Source organism: Massiliimicrobium timonense (assembly GCF_002160865.1).
Taxonomy (GTDB): Bacteria; Bacillota_I; Bacilli_A; order Erysipelotrichales; family Coprobacillaceae; genus Allocoprobacillus.
Map to the genome: position 1 here is coordinate 1 of NZ_NFLJ01000043.1, position 18,980 is coordinate 18,980.

At 30.5% G+C, this 18,980-nt stretch carries 19 protein-coding genes; 5 read left to right on the plus strand and 14 right to left on the minus strand.

Annotated features, from left to right (window positions below):
• The first annotated feature begins 171 nt into the window (after positions 1-171).
• From B5E75_RS12285 to B5E75_RS12305, 5 genes are all read left to right on the plus strand, one after another.
• Entirely contained in the window at positions 172-486 is a 315-nt protein-coding gene (locus tag B5E75_RS12285; RefSeq protein ID WP_087244016.1) for a PTS sugar transporter subunit IIB, read from the plus strand.
• A gap of 83 nt (positions 487-569) precedes the next feature.
• Positions 570-842, plus strand: coding sequence for an ACT domain-containing protein (locus tag B5E75_RS12290; protein ID WP_087359643.1), 273 nt, complete (start codon positions 570-572; stop codon positions 840-842).
• An 11-nt stretch (positions 843-853) separates the two neighbouring features.
• The gene (locus B5E75_RS12295) at positions 854-2,218 is read left to right on the plus strand and encodes a PFL family protein (protein WP_087359645.1); all 1,365 of its coding nucleotides are present in this window, start codon (positions 854-856) and stop codon (positions 2,216-2,218) included.
• Positions 2,219-2,262: 44 nt separating this feature from the next.
• Positions 2,263-3,492, plus strand: a complete 1,230-nt coding sequence (locus B5E75_RS12300; protein WP_087359648.1) for an ATP-binding protein — start codon at positions 2,263-2,265, stop codon at positions 3,490-3,492.
• Positions 3,489-5,198 (plus strand): GNAT family N-acetyltransferase, encoded by a 1,710-nt coding sequence (locus B5E75_RS12305; RefSeq protein ID WP_087359651.1) that lies wholly within the window; start codon positions 3,489-3,491, stop codon positions 5,196-5,198. The genes B5E75_RS12300 and B5E75_RS12305 overlap by 4 nt, the downstream gene beginning before the upstream one ends.
• A 144-nt stretch (positions 5,199-5,342) precedes the next feature.
• Here the strand turns inward: B5E75_RS12305 and B5E75_RS12310 are convergent, their stop codons facing one another.
• The 14 genes from B5E75_RS12310 to nusB all read right to left on the minus strand — a co-directional run bounded on the left by B5E75_RS12310 (position 5,343) and on the right by nusB (position 18,765).
• The gene (locus B5E75_RS12310; protein WP_087359654.1) at positions 5,343-5,612 is read right to left on the minus strand and encodes a hypothetical protein; all 270 of its coding nucleotides are present in this window, start codon (positions 5,610-5,612) and stop codon (positions 5,343-5,345) included.
• A gap of 11 nt (positions 5,613-5,623) precedes the next feature.
• Positions 5,624-6,808 carry a phosphopentomutase gene (locus B5E75_RS12315; RefSeq protein ID WP_087359657.1) on the minus strand — a complete coding sequence of 395 codons (1,185 nt, stop codon included), beginning with the start codon at positions 6,806-6,808 and terminating at the stop codon, positions 5,624-5,626.
• On the minus strand, positions 6,795-7,718 hold the full coding sequence (xerD, locus tag B5E75_RS12320; protein WP_087359660.1) for a site-specific tyrosine recombinase XerD: 924 nt from the start codon (positions 7,716-7,718) through the stop codon (positions 6,795-6,797). Before xerD ends, B5E75_RS12315 begins: the two co-directional genes overlap by 14 nt.
• Before the next feature lie 58 nt (positions 7,719-7,776).
• Positions 7,777-8,346, minus strand: coding sequence for a hypothetical protein (locus tag B5E75_RS12325; protein ID WP_087359663.1), 570 nt, complete (start codon positions 8,344-8,346; stop codon positions 7,777-7,779).
• Between the two features lie 38 nt (positions 8,347-8,384).
• Positions 8,385-9,608 (minus strand): DNA polymerase IV, encoded by a 1,224-nt coding sequence (locus B5E75_RS12330; protein WP_241146670.1) that lies wholly within the window; start codon positions 9,606-9,608, stop codon positions 8,385-8,387.
• Positions 9,609-9,623: 15 nt separating this feature from the next.
• Entirely contained in the window at positions 9,624-10,445 is an 822-nt protein-coding gene (gene spo0A, locus B5E75_RS12335; RefSeq protein WP_087359692.1) for a sporulation transcription factor Spo0A, read from the minus strand.
• 212 nt (positions 10,446-10,657) lie between these two features.
• A complete protein-coding gene (locus B5E75_RS12340) occupies positions 10,658-11,650 on the minus strand; it encodes a SpoIVB peptidase S55 domain-containing protein (protein ID WP_087359666.1) in 993 nt (330 codons plus the stop codon).
• A 61-nt stretch (positions 11,651-11,711) separates the two neighbouring features.
• The gene (gene recN, locus B5E75_RS12345; protein ID WP_087359669.1) at positions 11,712-13,361 is read right to left on the minus strand and encodes a DNA repair protein RecN; all 1,650 of its coding nucleotides are present in this window, start codon (positions 13,359-13,361) and stop codon (positions 11,712-11,714) included.
• Between the two features lie 9 nt (positions 13,362-13,370).
• Positions 13,371-14,174: a TlyA family RNA methyltransferase gene (locus tag B5E75_RS12350; RefSeq protein WP_087359672.1), complete on the minus strand. Its 804-nt coding sequence runs from the start codon at positions 14,172-14,174 to the stop codon at positions 13,371-13,373.
• A complete protein-coding gene (dxs, locus tag B5E75_RS12355) occupies positions 14,155-16,029 on the minus strand; it encodes a 1-deoxy-D-xylulose-5-phosphate synthase (protein WP_087359675.1) in 1,875 nt (624 codons plus the stop codon). The genes B5E75_RS12350 and dxs overlap by 20 nt, the downstream gene beginning before the upstream one ends.
• Complete coding sequence (locus B5E75_RS12360) at positions 16,030-16,878, minus strand: polyprenyl synthetase family protein (RefSeq protein ID WP_087359678.1); 849 nt, start codon at positions 16,876-16,878, stop codon at positions 16,030-16,032.
• A 1-nt stretch (position 16,879) separates the two neighbouring features.
• Positions 16,880-17,098 carry an exodeoxyribonuclease VII small subunit gene (gene xseB, locus B5E75_RS12365; protein WP_087359680.1) on the minus strand — a complete coding sequence of 73 codons (219 nt, stop codon included), beginning with the start codon at positions 17,096-17,098 and terminating at the stop codon, positions 16,880-16,882.
• Between the two features lie 9 nt (positions 17,099-17,107).
• Positions 17,108-18,361 (minus strand): exodeoxyribonuclease VII large subunit, encoded by a 1,254-nt coding sequence (gene xseA, locus B5E75_RS12370; protein WP_087359683.1) that lies wholly within the window; start codon positions 18,359-18,361, stop codon positions 17,108-17,110.
• Positions 18,361-18,765 carry a transcription antitermination factor NusB gene (gene nusB, locus B5E75_RS12375; protein ID WP_087359686.1) on the minus strand — a complete coding sequence of 135 codons (405 nt, stop codon included), beginning with the start codon at positions 18,763-18,765 and terminating at the stop codon, positions 18,361-18,363. The genes xseA and nusB overlap by 1 nt, the downstream gene beginning before the upstream one ends.
• Positions 18,766-18,980 lie beyond the last annotated feature (215 nt).

An 18,980-nucleotide genomic window follows, 5' to 3' on the forward strand; every position in this document is an offset into this window, starting at 1 on the left:
GATCATCTCTTTCTTTATGATTATTTTAGCATATTCTTTTTATAAATACATATTTATATTGATAAAATCAAGCGATTTTCTGAAATAGAAATTTTTTGCTCGTAAGTGTTTACAATTCGTATAAAAATTGTTACAATATATATTGTAATAATAAGAAAGGGAGTAAGAAATATGAAAACTATTTTATTAGTATGTTCTGCAGGAATGTCTACAAGTTTATTAGTTACAAAAATGGAAGCTGCTGCTAAAGATGCTGGTGTAGAATGCAAAATCTTTGCATTACCATTCTCTGATGCACCAAGAGTATTAGAAGAAGTTGACTGCATCTTACTTGGACCTCAAGTTAGATTCCAAAAAGCTGCTATTGAAAAATTAGCTGCTGGAAGAAAAGCTGGACCTATCCCTGTAGATGTCATCGATATGAGAGATTATGGAACAATGAACGGTAAAGCCGTATTTGAAAAAGCTTTATCTTTATTAAAATAATCCCTTAAAGGAGCATAGGCTCCTTTTTTTCTTTCTTTTTTATGGAGAGTTTGCTATAATGTTTAAAATTAGGAGGATGAAAAATGGAAAAAGCAATTATAACAGTTGTGGGAAAAGATCAAGTGGGGATTATTGCTCAAGTTTGCCAGTCTTTGGCACAAACAAATATCAATATTTTAGATATTTCACAAACAATATTAGATGGTTATTTTAATATGATGATGATTGTAGATATGTCTTCTTCAAAAGAACCCTTTGCAAATGTTAGTGAACAATTAGAAAAATTAGGAGAGAATATTGGGGTTTATATTAAATTACAGCATGAAGATATTTTTAATAAGATGCATAGAATTTAAGGAGGCATAAGATGATTAATTTATTTGAAGTAAATGAAACAAATAAGATGATTCAACAGGAAAATTTAGATGTTCGTACCATTACAATTGGAATCAGTCTTATTGATTGCATAGATGCCAATATAGATGTTTTATGCCGCAATATTTATAAAAAAATTACAAGTGTTGCTGCTGATTTGGTAAAAACAGGGGAGGATATTGAAAAAAAATATGGTATTCCCATTGTGAATAAAAGAATTTCTGTAACACCAATTGGACTCATTGGTGCTGCAGCATGTCAGACAACAGATGATTTTGTAAAAATCGCTAAGACTTTAGATCAATGTGCTCGTCAAGTCGGTGTGAATTTCATAGGGGGATATAGTGCTATTGTTTCTAAAGGAATGACAAAAGCTGAAAAGCTACTCATTCAATCTATTCCTCAAGCCATGAAAGAAACAGAACTTGTATGTAGTTCTGTTAATGTAGGTTCTACTAAGACAGGAATCAATATGGATGCTGTGAAATTAATTGGTGAGATTATTAAGGAAACTGCTTCATTAACAAAAGAACAGGATTCTATAGGTTGTGCTAAATTTGTTGTCTTCTGTAATGCTCCTGATGATAATCCGTTTATGGCTGGAGCTTTTCATGGTGTCAGTGAAACAGATGCTATTATTAATGTTGGAGTCAGTGGACCTGGTGTTGTTAGAAAAGCTATTCAAAGTGCAAAAGGAAAAGATTTTGGAGAATTATGTGAAATTGTGAAAAAAACAGCTTTTAAAATTACAAGAGTAGGTCAACTTGTTGCCAGAGAAGCATCTGCTTCTTTAAATATTCCTTTTGGGATTATTGATTTATCTTTAGCACCTACTCCTGCCATTGGAGATAGTATTGCGGATTGCTTAACAGAAATGGGCTTAGAAAGAGTAGGAGCACCCGGAACAACTGCAGCATTAGCTATTTTAAATGATCAAGTTAAAAAAGGTGGAGTCATGGCATCTTCTTACGTTGGTGGACTTTCTGGGGCTTTTATACCCGTCAGTGAGGATCAGGGAATGATTGATGCTGTAGAAGCAGGAGCATTAACATTAGAAAAATTAGAAGCTATGACTTGTGTATGCTCTGTAGGCTTAGATATGATTGCTATTCCCGGTAAAACTTCTGCCAAGACTATTGCTGGTATTATCGCAGATGAAATGGCTATTGGAATGATCAACCAAAAAACAACAGCTGTTCGTATTATTCCTGTGATTGGAAAAGATGTTGGAGAAAAAGTTGAGTTTGGTGGTTTGCTAGGATATGCACCTATTATGCCTGTCAATCCATTTTCTTGTGATGAATTTATTGATAGAGGTGGACGCATTCCTGCACCTATTCATAGTTTTAAAAATTAACAAAAAGACGATAATTTCGTCTTTTTTTACAAGGAGGATTAATAATGCAAATAGATCAATTGATTATTTATAAAAATATTTCACAGGATGTTGATGTTTTAAAATGCTTATCTTTTGTAGAAGATGAATCACTTATTAATGAATCTGAATTTATATCTCAACTTTTGATCCTTGCTGAAAAGTATGAATTACATGGACAATTATTTCAAAGTTTATTAACATATTTATTGGCTTATCATGAAAATACATTTACTTTAGCACTAGAAAGAAAAAAAGAGATACCCGATTCATTAAAAAAAGTCGTTTGTCATGATTTTGAATATCTTTTCCGTATTTTTCATTATGATTTTTCACATATAGATTCATTATATAAAGATTTATTTTTTTATTTTATAAATAGTTCTCATATTATCAATCAAGAAATCTTTGATTTGTTATCTCATCTTCAGACACAGCTTTCACAAAGCACATCAGTGGAAGAATTTTACCAGATATTATATAATCATTATTATCAATATGGTGTTGGAAAATATGGTTTAAATAAAGCTTTTCGTTATTTAAATAATCAAATTATACCAATTGATCATATTGGCAATAATACTTTAGAACAGTTAATTGGCTATGAAAGTCAAAAAGAACGTTTAACAGCAAATACAGAAGCATTTTTAAAAGGACATAAAGCCAATAATGTTTTATTGTATGGTGATAGTGGAACTGGGAAATCAAGCAGTATTAAAGCTCTTTTAAATCGTTATTATAAAGATGGTTTAAGAATGGTTGAAGTTTATAAACATCAGTTTATATCTTTACCTCAAATTATTAATGAATTACAAAACAGACATTATCGTTTTATTATTTTTATGGATGATTTGTCTTTTGAAGAATTTGAAGTTGAGTATAAATATTTAAAAGCTGTTATTGAAGGGGGACTGGAAAAGAAGCCAGATAATATCCTCATCTATGCAACTAGCAATCGTAGACATCTTATTAAAGAAACATGGAATGGTCGTCAACATGATCAGGAAATCAACAACAATGATGCTATGCAGGAAAAGTTATCGTTAGTTTCTCGATTTGGTGTTCAAATTATGTATATTCACCCAGATAAACAGCATTATTTAGATATTATAGATGCTTTAGCTCAGGCATATCATTTAAATATGTCTGTTGATCAGTTACACGAATTAGCATTACAATGGGAAATAAGAAATGGAGGTTTTTCAGGAAGAACAGCAAAACAATTTATTCATATGCTACTTTCTCAACAATCATGAAACAATTAACATTAGAAGATTATGCAATTATTCAACCTTATTTAGATAAAGCCAATTATGAAGGTTATAACTCTAATTTTGTAACGATGATGATGTGGAATCACGAATATCATATTCAATATGAAATCCATGAGCATTTTTTAGTCATGCTGCATCATTATAAAGATACTTATTTTTGGGCTATGCCTTTTACGACCCCTGAATATTATCAGGAAGCTTTGGAATATATGAAACAATATAGTCATGATCATGGTTTTCCTTTGATGATTGACTGTGCTATAGAAAGTTTTGTTTCAACCATTCAAAACAGTGATTTTTCTTTACAATATTTATTTGAAAGAACACGTTATAATGATGATTACATTTATGATAAAGAAATGCTTCAAACTTTATCTGGTAAGAAAATGCAAAAAAGACGTAATCATTATAATGCTTTCCTCAAAAATTATCCTGATTATGAATACCGTGATTTAGATATGACGAATGATTTTGATACTATTTTATCATGTTTGAATAGATGGGAAGGGGAAAAAGATGGAATCAGTGAATCAATGACAAGTGAAGTCAGAGGAATTATGTCATTGCTTTCATCTAAACATCTTTTACCAATACATATTGGTGGCATTTTTATTAATCATCAACTAGAAGCATTTATTATTGCTTCTCGATTAAATCATTCAACAATACAAATTCATGTTGAAAAAGCCAATAAAGATATAAGAGGTTTATATCCAGCCATATTAAAAGAGCTTCTTGAACATCATTATCATGAAGAAAAATGGGTAAATAGGGAAGAAGATATGGGATTAGAAAATTTAAGACGTTCTAAGCAATCACTTCATCCTGTAAAAATGGTGAAAAAATATCGAATATATGAAAGAAATATAACAATTCAGAAAGCCAAAGAAGAAGATCAACAACAAATTATAGACTTATGGAAAACATGTTTTTTAGATGAAACAGAAAAATCTACACATTTCTATTTTCAGTATTTATATAACGAAAATCATACTTATATTTTAAAAAACAATTCACAAATTATATCAGCTTTACAGATTGTTCCTATGCCAATTATGAAAAACAATACGCCAAAGAATTGTTATTTTATATTAGGAGTCTGTACACATCCTGCATACCAAAAACAAGGAATGATGAAGCAGTTAATGCAATATGTTTTAAAGGAATATGATAATCAAGATATCTACTTACAAGCTTATCATCCAGAAATTTATCGTCCATTTGGCTTTAATGCATCGCATTATCATCAGATTATCACTATTGATCAAGACATTTTACAAGATCAAGAAAAATGGAATATCAGCCATGATTACCATTTATTAGAAGACTATTACAGACAGTTTACCAAACATTTTGATGAATATCGTATTCGTGATGAATCATACTGGAATCTTTTTATCAAAAGATGTGAAAGTTTTGAAGATCATATGATTATATTTAAAGATTTAGGATATTTAATATATCATAAGAGTGAAGAAACCATTTATATCAGTGAAGCTATTTATCTTCATCAAAAAGCATTAATTCAAATGTTATCATATTTTAAAGGATCATCACAAAATATAGAATTAGAATGTGATTTAACTGTTGATTTACCATGTAAATCTCGTTATATCATAACAATGATGAATAATCATTTGAATCAAGATAGACAAGACTCACATTATTATATTAACGAAGTATACTAATGAAGAAGCAAAAAAAAGCTTCTTTTTTTTATGTAAAGTCTACTTATTTAGGGGAGTTATTTGGAACATAATAAAAAAAGTCTTTGTTAAGAATAAGACTTTTTAAAATATACACAACTTCGCATAATATATATTATGTGATTTTTATAGACATTTCATAATGAAAGCATATGTCGTTATTATTGTTATAATAATGATAAGTAAAACAATATATATAAAGATATAGCTATGATTCTTTTGATATTGACGATATGCAGCTAAAAAAGAACAGATATATAACAATAAAGCAATAATATATTGTATTGTTATAAAGAACAGATTATTCAATGATAATCCAAAAATAAAAAGTAATGTTCCTATTAAAGTGCCACCAAGAGTTATCATGATGGCACGTCTGATTTCCTTTATATTCATTTTTTAATCCTCTAAATAATTCGATCTAGAAGTGAATCACCAATTCCAGGATTTTCAACTTGGAAATTATCAGCAATCGTTGCACCTATCACAGCATAGCTTTTGAGCAATCCTAAGTGTTTTGGCATTTGTAATGATTTGCTATATATAATGAGTGGTACATTTTCACGTGTATGATCAGTTCCTTTATAAGTTGGATCATTACCATGATCTGCTGTAATCATAAGTAAATCATCACTATCCAAATGATATAACAACTGTTCTAATTGATGATCAAATTCTACAATAGCTTGTCCATATCCTTCAGGATTTCTACGATGTCCATAAACCGCATCGAAATCAACTAAATTCAAGAAAGCTAACCCTGTAAAATCTTCTTTAGCAATTTCTATTGTCTTTTCCATACCATCATGATTAGAAACAGTTTTGACTTTACGTGTAATTCCCTGATCCACAAAAATATCTGGTATTTTTCCTATTCCGATGACTTCAATCTGATTTTCCTTTAAGCTATCTAAAACAGTCTTCCCAAAAGGTTTTAAGGCTAAATCATGACGATTTGCCGTTCTCACAAATTCGCCTTTCTTTTTTCCTACATAAGGTCTAGCAATGATACGTCCTACTTTCCATCTTTCATCCATTGCAATTTCCCTTGCAATTTCACAGGCACGATAAAGTTCATCTAATGGAATAATATCTTCATTAGCAGCGATTTGAAAAACAGAATCTGCGGATGTATAAACAATCCAGTCCCCTGTTTGAATCTGATGTTCACCCCAGTCATCTAAAATTTTTGTTCCACTTTCTGCATAATTTCCAACACATTTACGTCCAGTCTTTTCTTCAAATAATTCAATGAATTCTTTAGGAAAACCTGTTTCTGTAAATGTTTTAAATGGTTTTGTAATATGTAATCCCATCATTTCCCAATGACCAGTCATTGTATCTTTCCCATTAGATACTTCTTCAAGACGGGCTGTATAGGCAAGTTGATTCTTTAAAGCATGGATTCCTTTAAAGTTTCCAATATTTCCTAATCCCATACCTTCTAAACAGGGAACATCCAATCCCCCTACTTTTTCACAAATATGACCAAGTGTATTGGCTCCTAAATCATCAAATTGTTGGGCATCATGTGCATCACCAATACCTAATGAATCTAACACAATTAAAAATACACGTTTATATTTTTTCATTTTTCTTATTCCTTTCTTGCATTCTTGGATGTAATTGTCGATAGTCTTCGATAGTTTTTCTTTGAGAAACATGTGTATATATCGTTGTTGTTGAAATATCACTATGTCCAAGCATTTCTTGAATAGAACGTAAATCTGCATCATGTTCAAGCAAATGTGTCGCAAAAGTATGTCGTAATGTATGAGGACTAATATGTTTTGATAAAGGACTTTTTTGTACAATTCTTTGCAGGATATGATAAAAATCATCTCTTGTCATTGGTTTTCCTTTTTGAGTTAGAAACAGATAAGGACTTGAACCATATAAACATAATGTATCACGATAATTTTCAATGTATTCTTTTAAAAGAACACAACATTGATTATTCATTGGCACAATTCTTTCTTTATTTCCTTTCCCTATACATCTGACAAAGCCTTTTTGAATATTGACATTTTGCAATGTTAAATGGCACATTTCACTCACACGCAAACCACAGGCATATAAAATTTCTACCATACAGCGATTTCGAGATGAAGTAGCATCTTTAACTTCTATTGAATCTAATAAAGCCATGACTTCCTTTTCACTTAAAACTTGTGGTAGATATTTCTTACGTTTAGGCATATCAAAAGCACTCATCATATTTTTAGAAATTATTTTTTCTTTCATCAAAAATTGATAAAATTGTCTTAATGAAATCATATGTCGATCAATCGTCGTATCACTGTGTTTTTGATGAAGTCGTTTCAAATAGGCATAAACATGATCTTGAGTGACATCTTCAATAGACTGAATTTGATAGGTTTGATAAACAAAATCAAGAAAATGGCTGATATCTCTTTGATAGGCAGCTACAGTATGTTGGCTATAATTTTTTTCAACAATCATATATTCATGATATTCTCTCAGGGCATCCTTGCATTTCAAAATACATCACCATTCATATTATAACAATTTTTGTCATAAAAAACCACTAAAGATACCTTTAAAATAGAGGAACAACATATAATCGAAAAGCTAGTGAAAGCGTTAAAAGAATAAGTGTTGCTATTATAAAATTAAGTCTGTAATTTAAAATACTTTGAATATGAAAATTCTGTTCGATATAAAAATTCACCAAAGTAACATAACTAGAAATATATAATCCAATATAAGTAATGACATATACTATCATCAATTCTAAAATCATTTCACATAACATCAATAAAACAATCATAAACTGGATTTGAACATTCATAACAACATATTGCATTGAAAAAGAAATCTGAAGTCCTTTTAGAAAACAAATAAATAATAAACCTATTTGACCCATATAACTTGTACTTAAATATGTACATATAAAAATCATTATACCACTTTGAATAAGATATAATTGATAATGATTTTGATAATTTTCTATATTAAAATAAAAGAAAGAATGAAAGAATTGTTGAATCATAGGCTGTGTATGTTTATATTGATAAAAACCAAATAAAAATCCCATTATGATAGTTGTCGTTATCACTATAAGGAAATACTTCTTATCTTGAATAAAACGTTGTAAAAAAACACTCATGTTATCACCTCTATAAAACATATGAGCGTTCTTTAAAGTTATTCATTATTTTTAAGATATTTTTTTTGAATATCTTGATTTTTAATAAGTGAAGAAGCTTTCATGACTTTTGTATCAGAAAGATTTTCATTCAATTGTGAAATCAGTTGATCAGTTGGAGTTTCTTTTTGTATTTGACTTTGTGTGGAGTGAAATAAAGATAATTGGATATTAATATCCTGAAGATGCACAACATTGTTCAAACTGACACCTACAAGTCTTAAATTTTCACCATGATAAATACTTTCAAACAACAACAAAGCCGTTGCATAAATAATATCAAAATCATTTGTATATTGATCGATAACTGTCTGTTTTGTTTTAGATTTTTCACGTGTATATTTTAATGTAATCGAAATAGAGTTGGATACAAGATCTCTTTTTTTAGCTCTGGCAGAAACTTCTTTTGATAAAGAATGAAAAACAGATTTAATAAATTCCTCATCATGACTATCATTTTCAAAGGTAGTCGAATTACCTACTGACTTTAATTCATTTTTTTCATAATTAATTTTTGAAAAATCTTTGCCATTAGCCCTTTGATATATAATAAAAGTATTTTTTTGAAAAACTGTTCTTATTTTCTCATAGTTTTCATATTTTGCTAAATCACCAATAGTATAAATTCCATGCTGTTCTAGCTTAGGAACTGTTTTCTTTCCAATACCATGCATCTGACCGACCGGAAGATGCCAGAGTTTTTCTTTAAAATTGCGTTTTGTTAATATCGTAATCCCCATTGGTTTTTTCATATCACTTGCCATTTTGGCTAAAAATTTATTAGGAGCAATACCTATGGAGCATTGTAATTTTAATGTTTTATAGACCTTTTTTTGAATATTTTGAGCAACCTGATAAGGCTGTAAATGATGTTCTTGAATATATTCAGTCATATCAACATAACATTCATCAATACTGGCAACTTCAAGTTTTTTAGAAAAAGTAGAAATGATTTGAAAAAATTCTTGAGATAATGTTTTATATAAAGCAAAATGTGGGGGTACAGTGATAAGCTGTGGACAGAGTTTTTTGGCTTGAAATAAAGGCATAGCAGAATGAATACCATATTTTCGAGCCTCATAGGAAGCTGTTGTAATAATACTACGTCGAGATTCACGACAAACGACAATGGGTTTGCCAACAAGTTGAGGATTTTGAGAAATCTCTGCACTGGCAAAAAAAGCATTTAAATCAATATGAAATATAATCTGCAAAGATATCACCTCAACTTTCCACCCCTATTTTAACATATAATTTTTATAGTTATAAAGACTTTCTTTCTTGACATGGTCAGTTTTATGAGCAAGTCTTAATTTATCAGCAATCATTGCAATAAATTCTGAATTGGTAGGCTTTGCTTTAACAGCCGAAACAGTATAGCCAAAGATATCATCAATAGCATCTGTATTGCCTCTGTTCCATGCCACTTCAATAGCATGACGAATCGCCCTTTCCACACGAGATGAAGTCGTATTATACATTCTTGCTATGTCGGGATATAAAACCTTAGTGACCTGTCCTAAAATTTCAATGTTATAGTAAGTCGTTAAAATGGCTGTTCTTAAATACATATAACCTTTAATATGAGCAGGAATTCCCACTTCATGTAAGATTTCTGTAATCTCATTTTCTATTTTTACTTTTTTATATTTTTCAGATTCATCCTGATCCATTAAATCGGGTTTTTGAAGTTCTGAAGCTGCAATATATAAAGTAGATTGAACAAAATGATGTATATCAAAAGGATATTTAAAGCAATAAGTCACCCCTAATTCTTCTAACATATTACAAATTGTCTGATTTGTAAATTGTGTAATACAGATGACTTTTTGAAAAGTCTGTTTGTTCATTTCTTTTAATCTTTTTAAGACACCAAGTCCATCAATTTCTGATAACATCAAGTCCAATATAAGTAAATCGCAACTCTTTTGATTAAAGAAATTCAAACATTCTGTTCCATTGCTTGTTGAACCAACAATTGTAAATTTATTTGATTTTTCTAAATTGAATTTTATATTTTCCAATAAATCTGGTTGATCAATCGCAATAAATGTTTTCATCATTTCCAATATTTCCTTTTGATTTATTCTCATCAGCAAATTTATTATATATGTGTCAAAACGATATTCCTAGTCTTTCTACAAAAAATAAATTTGAAAAAATGAATTTACACCTATTCGTCAAATTTCTCACTGTCTTTTTCGACAGAAAGTTTATTAAAAAGTCTAATTGTGTTGAAATAAGAAAAAGAGAATCAAGAAGGATTCTCTTTCTATTTGTCGTTTTTGAGCATCCAATCAATGTATAAGCCATAACCTTGATGTACATTGTTCATATCCACATGGGTTACACACCCAATCAGTTTGTTGTTTTGAATGATTGGTGAACCACTCATTCCTTGAACAATCCCATTTGTTAATGATAGAACTTCGTTGTCGGTTATTTCAAATGTTATTCCTTTAATATCAGGTTCACTTTGTTTTTTAAGATGAGTAATACGAATAGAGCAGCGACTCATTGTATGTCCATCGAGAACTGTTAAAAAATAAGCATCTCCTAGTTCTACTTCATCAATGGAAGCAGTAGAAATTGTCTGATTTTTCCCAGAAAGGTTTGTATATTGACCATATATTCCATAATTATTATTATCGAATAATGTTCCTATTTCAATGGAACCAATATCAGCTATTTTTTCACCCGGATTTCCATTCTGTGAAGGTTTAATATTTTTCACATAAGAATGATAGATAGTTCCATTTTTAACACTTATATCACTTGATAATGAAGTGTCACACATCATATGTCCTAATGCTCCAAAATGATGATTTTGAGGATTATAATAAGTCATTGTCCCAATACCCGTTAAACCGTCTTGAACATATAAACCCGTTGTAAACTGATGATCTTTGGTTTGAAATTTGAGTTCTTTTTCAAAGGTTTGTTTTTGACGTCGAAGCGTTAAAATAATCTCTTGTTTCTTTTCAACACAGGCTTTGATTTCATTCATTAATTCCTGAATAGATTCAATATCCTGATGATTAACCTTTGTAATCAAATCACCAGACATAAAACCATCACTGGCTGGATCATAAGGGTGATTGTCAATAGAAATTTCATAAGTACCTGTAATCATTACACCCTCATAATCAAGTTCAATACCAATAGATTGACCACCAAGAATAACATCAGCTGCAAAAACTTGAAAGGATGGACATAATAAAGAAACGACAGTGATGAGTGATATACTCAACTTTTTCAAAAGCAAAGCATATACACCTCCCTGTAATCTAAATGATTACATTTTATTTTGGCATATATGCTTGATTTTATACGTTCAATAATTTCTTAGCATTAGCAATAGCTTCTTCTGTCATGACTTCTCCCGATAACATTTTAGCAATTTCCATCACTCTTTGCTTTGTATCTAAATGGCGAATAGAAGTGACTGTATCATCATTGAGCGATTGTTTTTCAATGCTATAATGATGATCAGCCAATGCTGCAACCTGTGGTAAATGTGTAATACAGATGACTTGTTTTTTCAAAGCTGTTTTTTTCATTTTTTCACCAATCTTAGTTGCGACTTTACCACTGACACCTGTATCAATTTCATCAAAAATAACAGTATCAATATGATTATATTCTAATATTGTTGTTTTTATTACAAGCATCAAACGTGAAATTTCACCACCACTGGCTGTTTCATTCAACAGGCTTAAATCTTGTCCTTGATTCATTGCGACCTTAAATTTCACATCACTACATCCCAATGGCTGAAGTGATGTTTCATTGATTTCAACTTTAAATATAGCTTTGTCTAAATAGACATCTTTTAATTCTTTTTGAATTTCACTTTCAAATCGATGAGCATACTGTATACGTACTTTGTGCATTTTCAAAGCCAGTTCTTTTGCTTTCCTTTCTTGTTGCGTTAATTGTTGTTGTAACTGTAAAATATGTTCTTCTCGATTTTCAATGGCATTGATTTTTTGCAGCAGTTCTTCACGGTAATCTTGAATACTGGCCATTGTAAAACCATATTTTCTTTTTAGACGATTAGCTTGAAATAAAAGGTCCTGCAATTCATTAAAACGATATTCATCAAATTGAAAAGAACGATAAACATCTAAAATACTTTCAACTTCATCTAACAGGTTATAATAGATATTATGAATTTGTTCAATATGTTTTTCAAATTCATTATAAGAAGATAATGACTGTAATTCAAAAGTCGCTTCTTTTAATTTTGGCAAAACGCCTTGATGATTATTCATTAATTGTTCAAAATTTTGAATATGTTCATTCATTTTTTCATAATTTTGTAAAATTTTTAATTCTTCTTCATATTCATCAATTTCTTCATCAGTATAAGGACATTCATCAATTTCTTCTAACTGACTTTTTAAAAATTCTAATTGTTCATCAGACATATCTTCTTGAATAGTCTGTTGGAGTTGATTTTGAATATGTTTATATTCTTGATATTCTTTTTGATAATCATCTAAAAGGAATTGCAAATCTTCTTTGGCATATTCATCTAAAAGATGAATGTGATTCTTTTCAGCAAAAAGTTTTTGTGTTTCAAACTGAGAATGAATATCAATGAAAAAAGGCATTAATAATTTTAAAGCATTATGTGTGGCAGATTGATAATTAATCTTCACTTGGCTTTTTCCATTGCTTTGAATATGTTTTGTAATAATAAATTCATTTTCAGCATCAATATGTAGTTGTTGACAGACTTCTTCTAATTGAGAGGTCACTTCCACATCAAAGACTCCTTCGATAATGGCTTCTTGACATCCTTTTTTGACAAATGAAGCAGAAGAACGCTGACCACATAATTGGCCAATAGCGTCAATAATAATGGATTTCCCGGCTCCTGTTTCTCCTGTCAAAACACTCATACCCTCAGAAAAATCTACTTTGATTTTATCAATAATAACAAATGATGAAACATATAAACTTTTTAACATCTATTTCACCTACCTTTGAAAATGACTATGTGCTTCATTGACAACAGCTTCAATATCAATATCCAAATCTGCCTTGTCCTCATAAAGGAAGCAACCTAAAAATTCAATATTTCCTTCCCCACCCGTAATCGGTGAATAAGTTAATCCCTGTAAAGAAAAACCATGTTCATGAGCATATTTAATGACTTCTTGTATTACACGTTGATGAATTTCTGGTTGAGATACAATCCCGTGTTTTCCCACATCATCTCTCCCTGCTTCAAACTGTGGTTTGATTAAAGCAACACAGTAAGCCCCTTTTTTAAGAATTTTTGATAATGCTGGAAAAATATGTTTTAACGAAATAAAGGATACATCAATACTGGCAAATTCAGGTTGTCCATATTGAAACAATTCCAATGAAGCATAACGAAAGTTAGTTTGTTCTAAAACATGAACACGTGGATCATTCCTTAACTTCCAGACAAGCTGATTTGTGCCCACATCCAATGCATAAACTTCTCTAGCTCCATGTTGCAAAGCACAATCTGTAAAACCTCCTGTCGAAGAACCAATATCCAGCATCAAGAGATGATCTAATTGCAAATGAAAAACCTGTAATGCTTTTTCTAATTTTAATCCACCTCGTGATACATAACGTAACTTTTCACCCTTTATATATAAATGTGAATCAATCGGTATTTTGGTTCCGGGTTTATCAATATAATCATAATCATCACGTACAATTCCAGCCATGATTGCCCTCTTGGCTTTTTCACGTGAATCAAATAAACCCTGTTCCACGCAAAGAACATCAACTCTTTCTTTTTTCATGAAGTATCTCCTTTACTGTTTGCTTTAAATCATCTATATGAATATGTTCTAATTTTAATAATTCATCTAATTGTCCCTGTGGCGTATAATGATCATCAATGCCCATATAATCAATAGTCATAGGCATATGTCTTTGAGAATAATAATGAGCAATTAAACTTCCTAACGATCCAGTCATTAGATCTGTTTCATATATAAGTAAATGTTGATGTAAATCAAAAAGTTCATCTAACATTTTTTCATCCAAAGGTTTAATAAATCTGGCATTAATTAAATTCACTGGCAATTCTTCCTGCATCAAAAACTGAGCGACCTGATACACTTTAGCATCATAAGTTAAAATAGTTAAAGGATTATTATCATTGAAAATGATTTTTTCCCATGTTCCTATATCAATTCCCTCATCCAAATCTACATTCATATCTTCCGTTGATCCTTTAGGAAATCTTAAAATATAAGGAGAATCAAAATGATGAAAAACTGTATTGATCATCTTTTTTAACTCTTGAGCATCTTTGGGTGACATAATTATAAGATGAGGAATGGCTGATAAAAAACTTATATCAAAAACACCATGATGCGTTTCACCATCAGCCCCAACCAAGCCACTACGATCAACACCAATCAGACATGGTAAATTCATTCTTGCAATATCATGATTAATCTGATCATAACAGCGTTGTAAAAATGATGAATATATAGTAATAAATGGTTTTTTTTGTGCATTCGATAAACCTGCAGCAAATGTCATCGCATGTTCTTCTGCAATGCCGACATCAAAAGAACGATCAGGAAAGGTTTCAAAAATCGAACGTAAACAACTTCCAGAAATCATGGCTGGTGTGATTGTCACAATATCTTCATCTTTATGCATCCATTTTTCAATGTGACGGGCTACAACTTCACTCCAGCTGATTGTAGAGCTTTCTTGATGACGAATCCCTTCACGATAGTCAAAAGGAGGCACACCATGATAAACACCATAGTAATCATTTTCAGCAAGTGGATAACCTTTTCCTTTGACTGTATGTACATGAATAACAACACTATGGTCCATTTCAGAAGCTAAAGCCAAAGCACTCAAAAGATCATGAAAATCATGTCCATTAATTGGGCCAATATAATCCAAACCAAATTCTCCAAAAATATGATCATTAATGACATTATTTTTAATTTGATCTTTGATTTTTTTAGTCATTTTATAAACTTTTTTTCCTAAATTTGATTTACTTAAAAAAGAAATATAGTTATTACGAGCATTTTTATATTGAGTAGACATTCTCACATCAGAAAAGAAATTACTTAAACCACCTACATTTTTAGAAATAGACATATTATTATCATTCAAGATAATAATAACCTTAGAAGATATGGACCCCAAATAATTCAATGCTTCAAAAGACTCACCACTCATTAAAGCAGCATCTCCTACAACACAAATGATTTCTCCTTTTTCATGATTTAAATCTCTAGCAACAGCCATTCCAGCTGAAGCTGATAAAGCCGTTGAAGAATGTCCTGCTTCCCATGCATCATGAATACTTTCTTTACGCTTTTGAAAACCACTTAATCCATGAAACTGTCTTAATGTCGAAAATTGTCCGGCACGACCTGTTAAAATTTTATGAACATATGATTGATGTCCAACATCAAAAATAATTTTGTCTGTTGGTGAATTAAAAATATAATGTAAAGCTATCGTTAGTTCAACGACCCCCAAATTACTGGAAAAATGTCCCCCTGTTTGAGAAACATTTTGAATTATAAATGTTCTGATATCTTGAGCTAATTCTTCCAATTCCTCAATGTTCATTTGTTTTAAAAATTGAGGATCTTTGATTTGTTCTAGCTTCATTTAACTCACCCTTTTCAAAATTTTTACCAATAATTCTAAAATTAAGCCATGATTAATTTGCATAGCATATATTCTTTCATAGCATTTTTCAAACAATTCATCTACTTTCTTTTGTGAAGCTTCAATTCCCAGCAATGTCACATAAGTAGATTTATGATTTTCAATATCACTTCCTACCATTTTTCCTAACTGCTCAGTTGTCGATGTGACATCCAAAATATCATCTTGAATTTGAAATGCCAAACCTAAATCATATCCTAGCTGTTTCCAATGTTTTAAATCATCTTTATTAGCTATACAGGCAGCCATTTGAAGACTGACGGAAATCAAATCTCCTGTTTTATGATAATGAATATCCTGGAGTTCTTCTAAAGAGGCTTGATGATTTTCAAAATATAAATCTTGTTGTTGACCATAAATCATACCATTGACACCACTTGCCTGATAAAGCAAATTCGTCAATTGAACTTTCAATGAATCATTCAATGTTGTCTGTAAAATCACATTAACACCTAAATTCAATAAAGCATCTCCTGCAAGAATAGCTGTCGCTTCATCAAATTGCTTATGACAAGTTTTTCTACCCCTTCTTAAATCATCATTATCCATTCCTGGTAGATCATCATGAATCAATGAATATGTATGAATCATTTCAATGGCACATGCCACATCCATATAAAAACGATAATCTAACTGATAAGATTTTAAAACAGTTAAAAACAGCATTGGTCTTAAACGTTTACCCGGTGCCAATAAAGAGTAAATCATGGCATCTTTGACTTTTCCCTCTTTAAGAGGCTGACATAACTCCAGTAAGCGTTGATTAATTTCCTCTTTCATTTCTTTCATATTAAGATTCACCCTCTTTAAAATCTTTTAACTGTCCATCTTCATAGATTTGTGCAACCTTTTCTTGAATGTTCTTTAATTTATTATCACAATATTGACAAAGCGTTACACCTTCTTGAAATAAAGCAATACTATCTTCCAATGGTATTTCATTATTTTCAAGACTATTCACTATTTCCTCCAAACGCAAAATTGCCTGTTCATATGTCATTTTTTCCATTTTTCTCACCTACTTTATTTGTGCTTTTCTTACTCCATCATAAAATTGTATATCAACAATATCATTTGTCTGAACATCATTTTTTGATTTCATCAGTTTTTGATCCTTTTTAATAAGAGTATAACCTCTTTGCATGACTTTTAAAGGACTTAATGCATCAAGTTGAACAATCAGTTGTTGTGTTTTATAGTTTTGCTGTTGAATCTTCTGATCCATCTTTTGTTTTAAAAGTTTTTGATATTCTAACAACTGTTGATAAACTTTCAAATCAAGAACCTTAAAATGATAAAACAGTTGATCTTTCAAATGCGTTAAACGTAATATTTCCTGAGAGTACAGAGCTTCTGGTGTGTTTAAAAAATAAGAATTTTTCAGTCGATCCAATTTTTGTTGATGAATATGTAAATATTGTTTCATACGATATGTCAACTGTTGCTGTAATTCATAAAGATGTTTCTTTAATTCTTTTTGATCAGGTGTCGCAAACATGGCTGCTTCAGAAGGTGTCGCACAACGAACATCACTTACAAAATCACAAATAGTAAAATCCATTTCATGTCCAACAGCACTTATAATGGGCGTTTGACAAGCATAGATCTGTCGAGCCAAAGCTTCCTCGTTAAAATTCCATAAATCCTCAATAGTTCCACCACCACGTGTTATCACAATGAAATCAAAGCCCAGTGAATCAACTTGAGATAACGTCTGGATAATCTTCAAATATGCATTTTTTCCCTGTACTGGAATAGGAAATAAAACAATTCTCGTAAAAGGAAAACGATCATGTGAAATTTTAATAAAATCTTGTACAGCATCTCCATTCTTAGCTGATAAAACCGCTATTGCTTTAGGAAATGGAGGAATTGATTTTTTATGCTGGGCATCAAACAATCCTTCCTGTGATAGCTTCTTCTTCAAATTTTCAAATTCAACATATAGTTTACCTAAACCATCCTGTTCCATTGATTGTACATATAACTGATAATCCCCAGAAGGTTCATAGACAGAAACATATGCACGAATATAGACTTTCATTCCATTTTCAACCTGAAACGAAAGTTTTCTTGCATTTGAATAAAACATAATAGCCGAAACTCTTGCATGATCATCTTTTAAAGTGAAATAAAGATGACCACTGGGATGTGGTCTAAAGTTTGAAATCTCACCTGTAATATAGACATTTCTTAATGAAGCATCCTGATCAAATTTGGCTTTTATATATTTGTTTAAAGTTTGAACACTAATGTATTTTTGTATATCCATTATCCAACATTTCCTAAAATACCATTAATAAATTTATAGGAATCATCATCACAGAACTTTTTCGCATTCACTACAGCTTCATTCACAACGATTGTCTTAGGTAAATCAGATTCCAGCAGTTCACATGTTGCGATAAAGAGGATTGCTCTTTCCATGACACTTAAACGTTCAAATGTCCAACCTTTCTTCAAATATCTCTCTAATAATTGCTGATAAGATGTTTTGTTTTGTAAAGTAGTTTCTACCAGCCATAATGCAAATTTCAAAGAATCTTCACTTGATGAAAGTTCTTTATTTTCTGATATATAAGTATGCATATCATCAAGAGATGCTCCAACTAATAAATTTTGATAAATACATATTGTCGCAATTTCTCTTGCTGTTTTACGATGTGTTTTTTCCATATTAATAAGTTGCCTCCACAATTTTCAAATATATTTCATTCTACCACAATTAACGCTAAAAATAAACAAAAGAAAAGTAAGAAAATCATTTCTTACTTCAGACTGTTGACAAAGTGGTAGAATTTTTTATTAAATCTACCACTTCTTTTATTTTTTTATGAAAATTGATAAATTTGTATTGTTTTCCTTATATTTCCTTCTTTTTTATTGGGTGA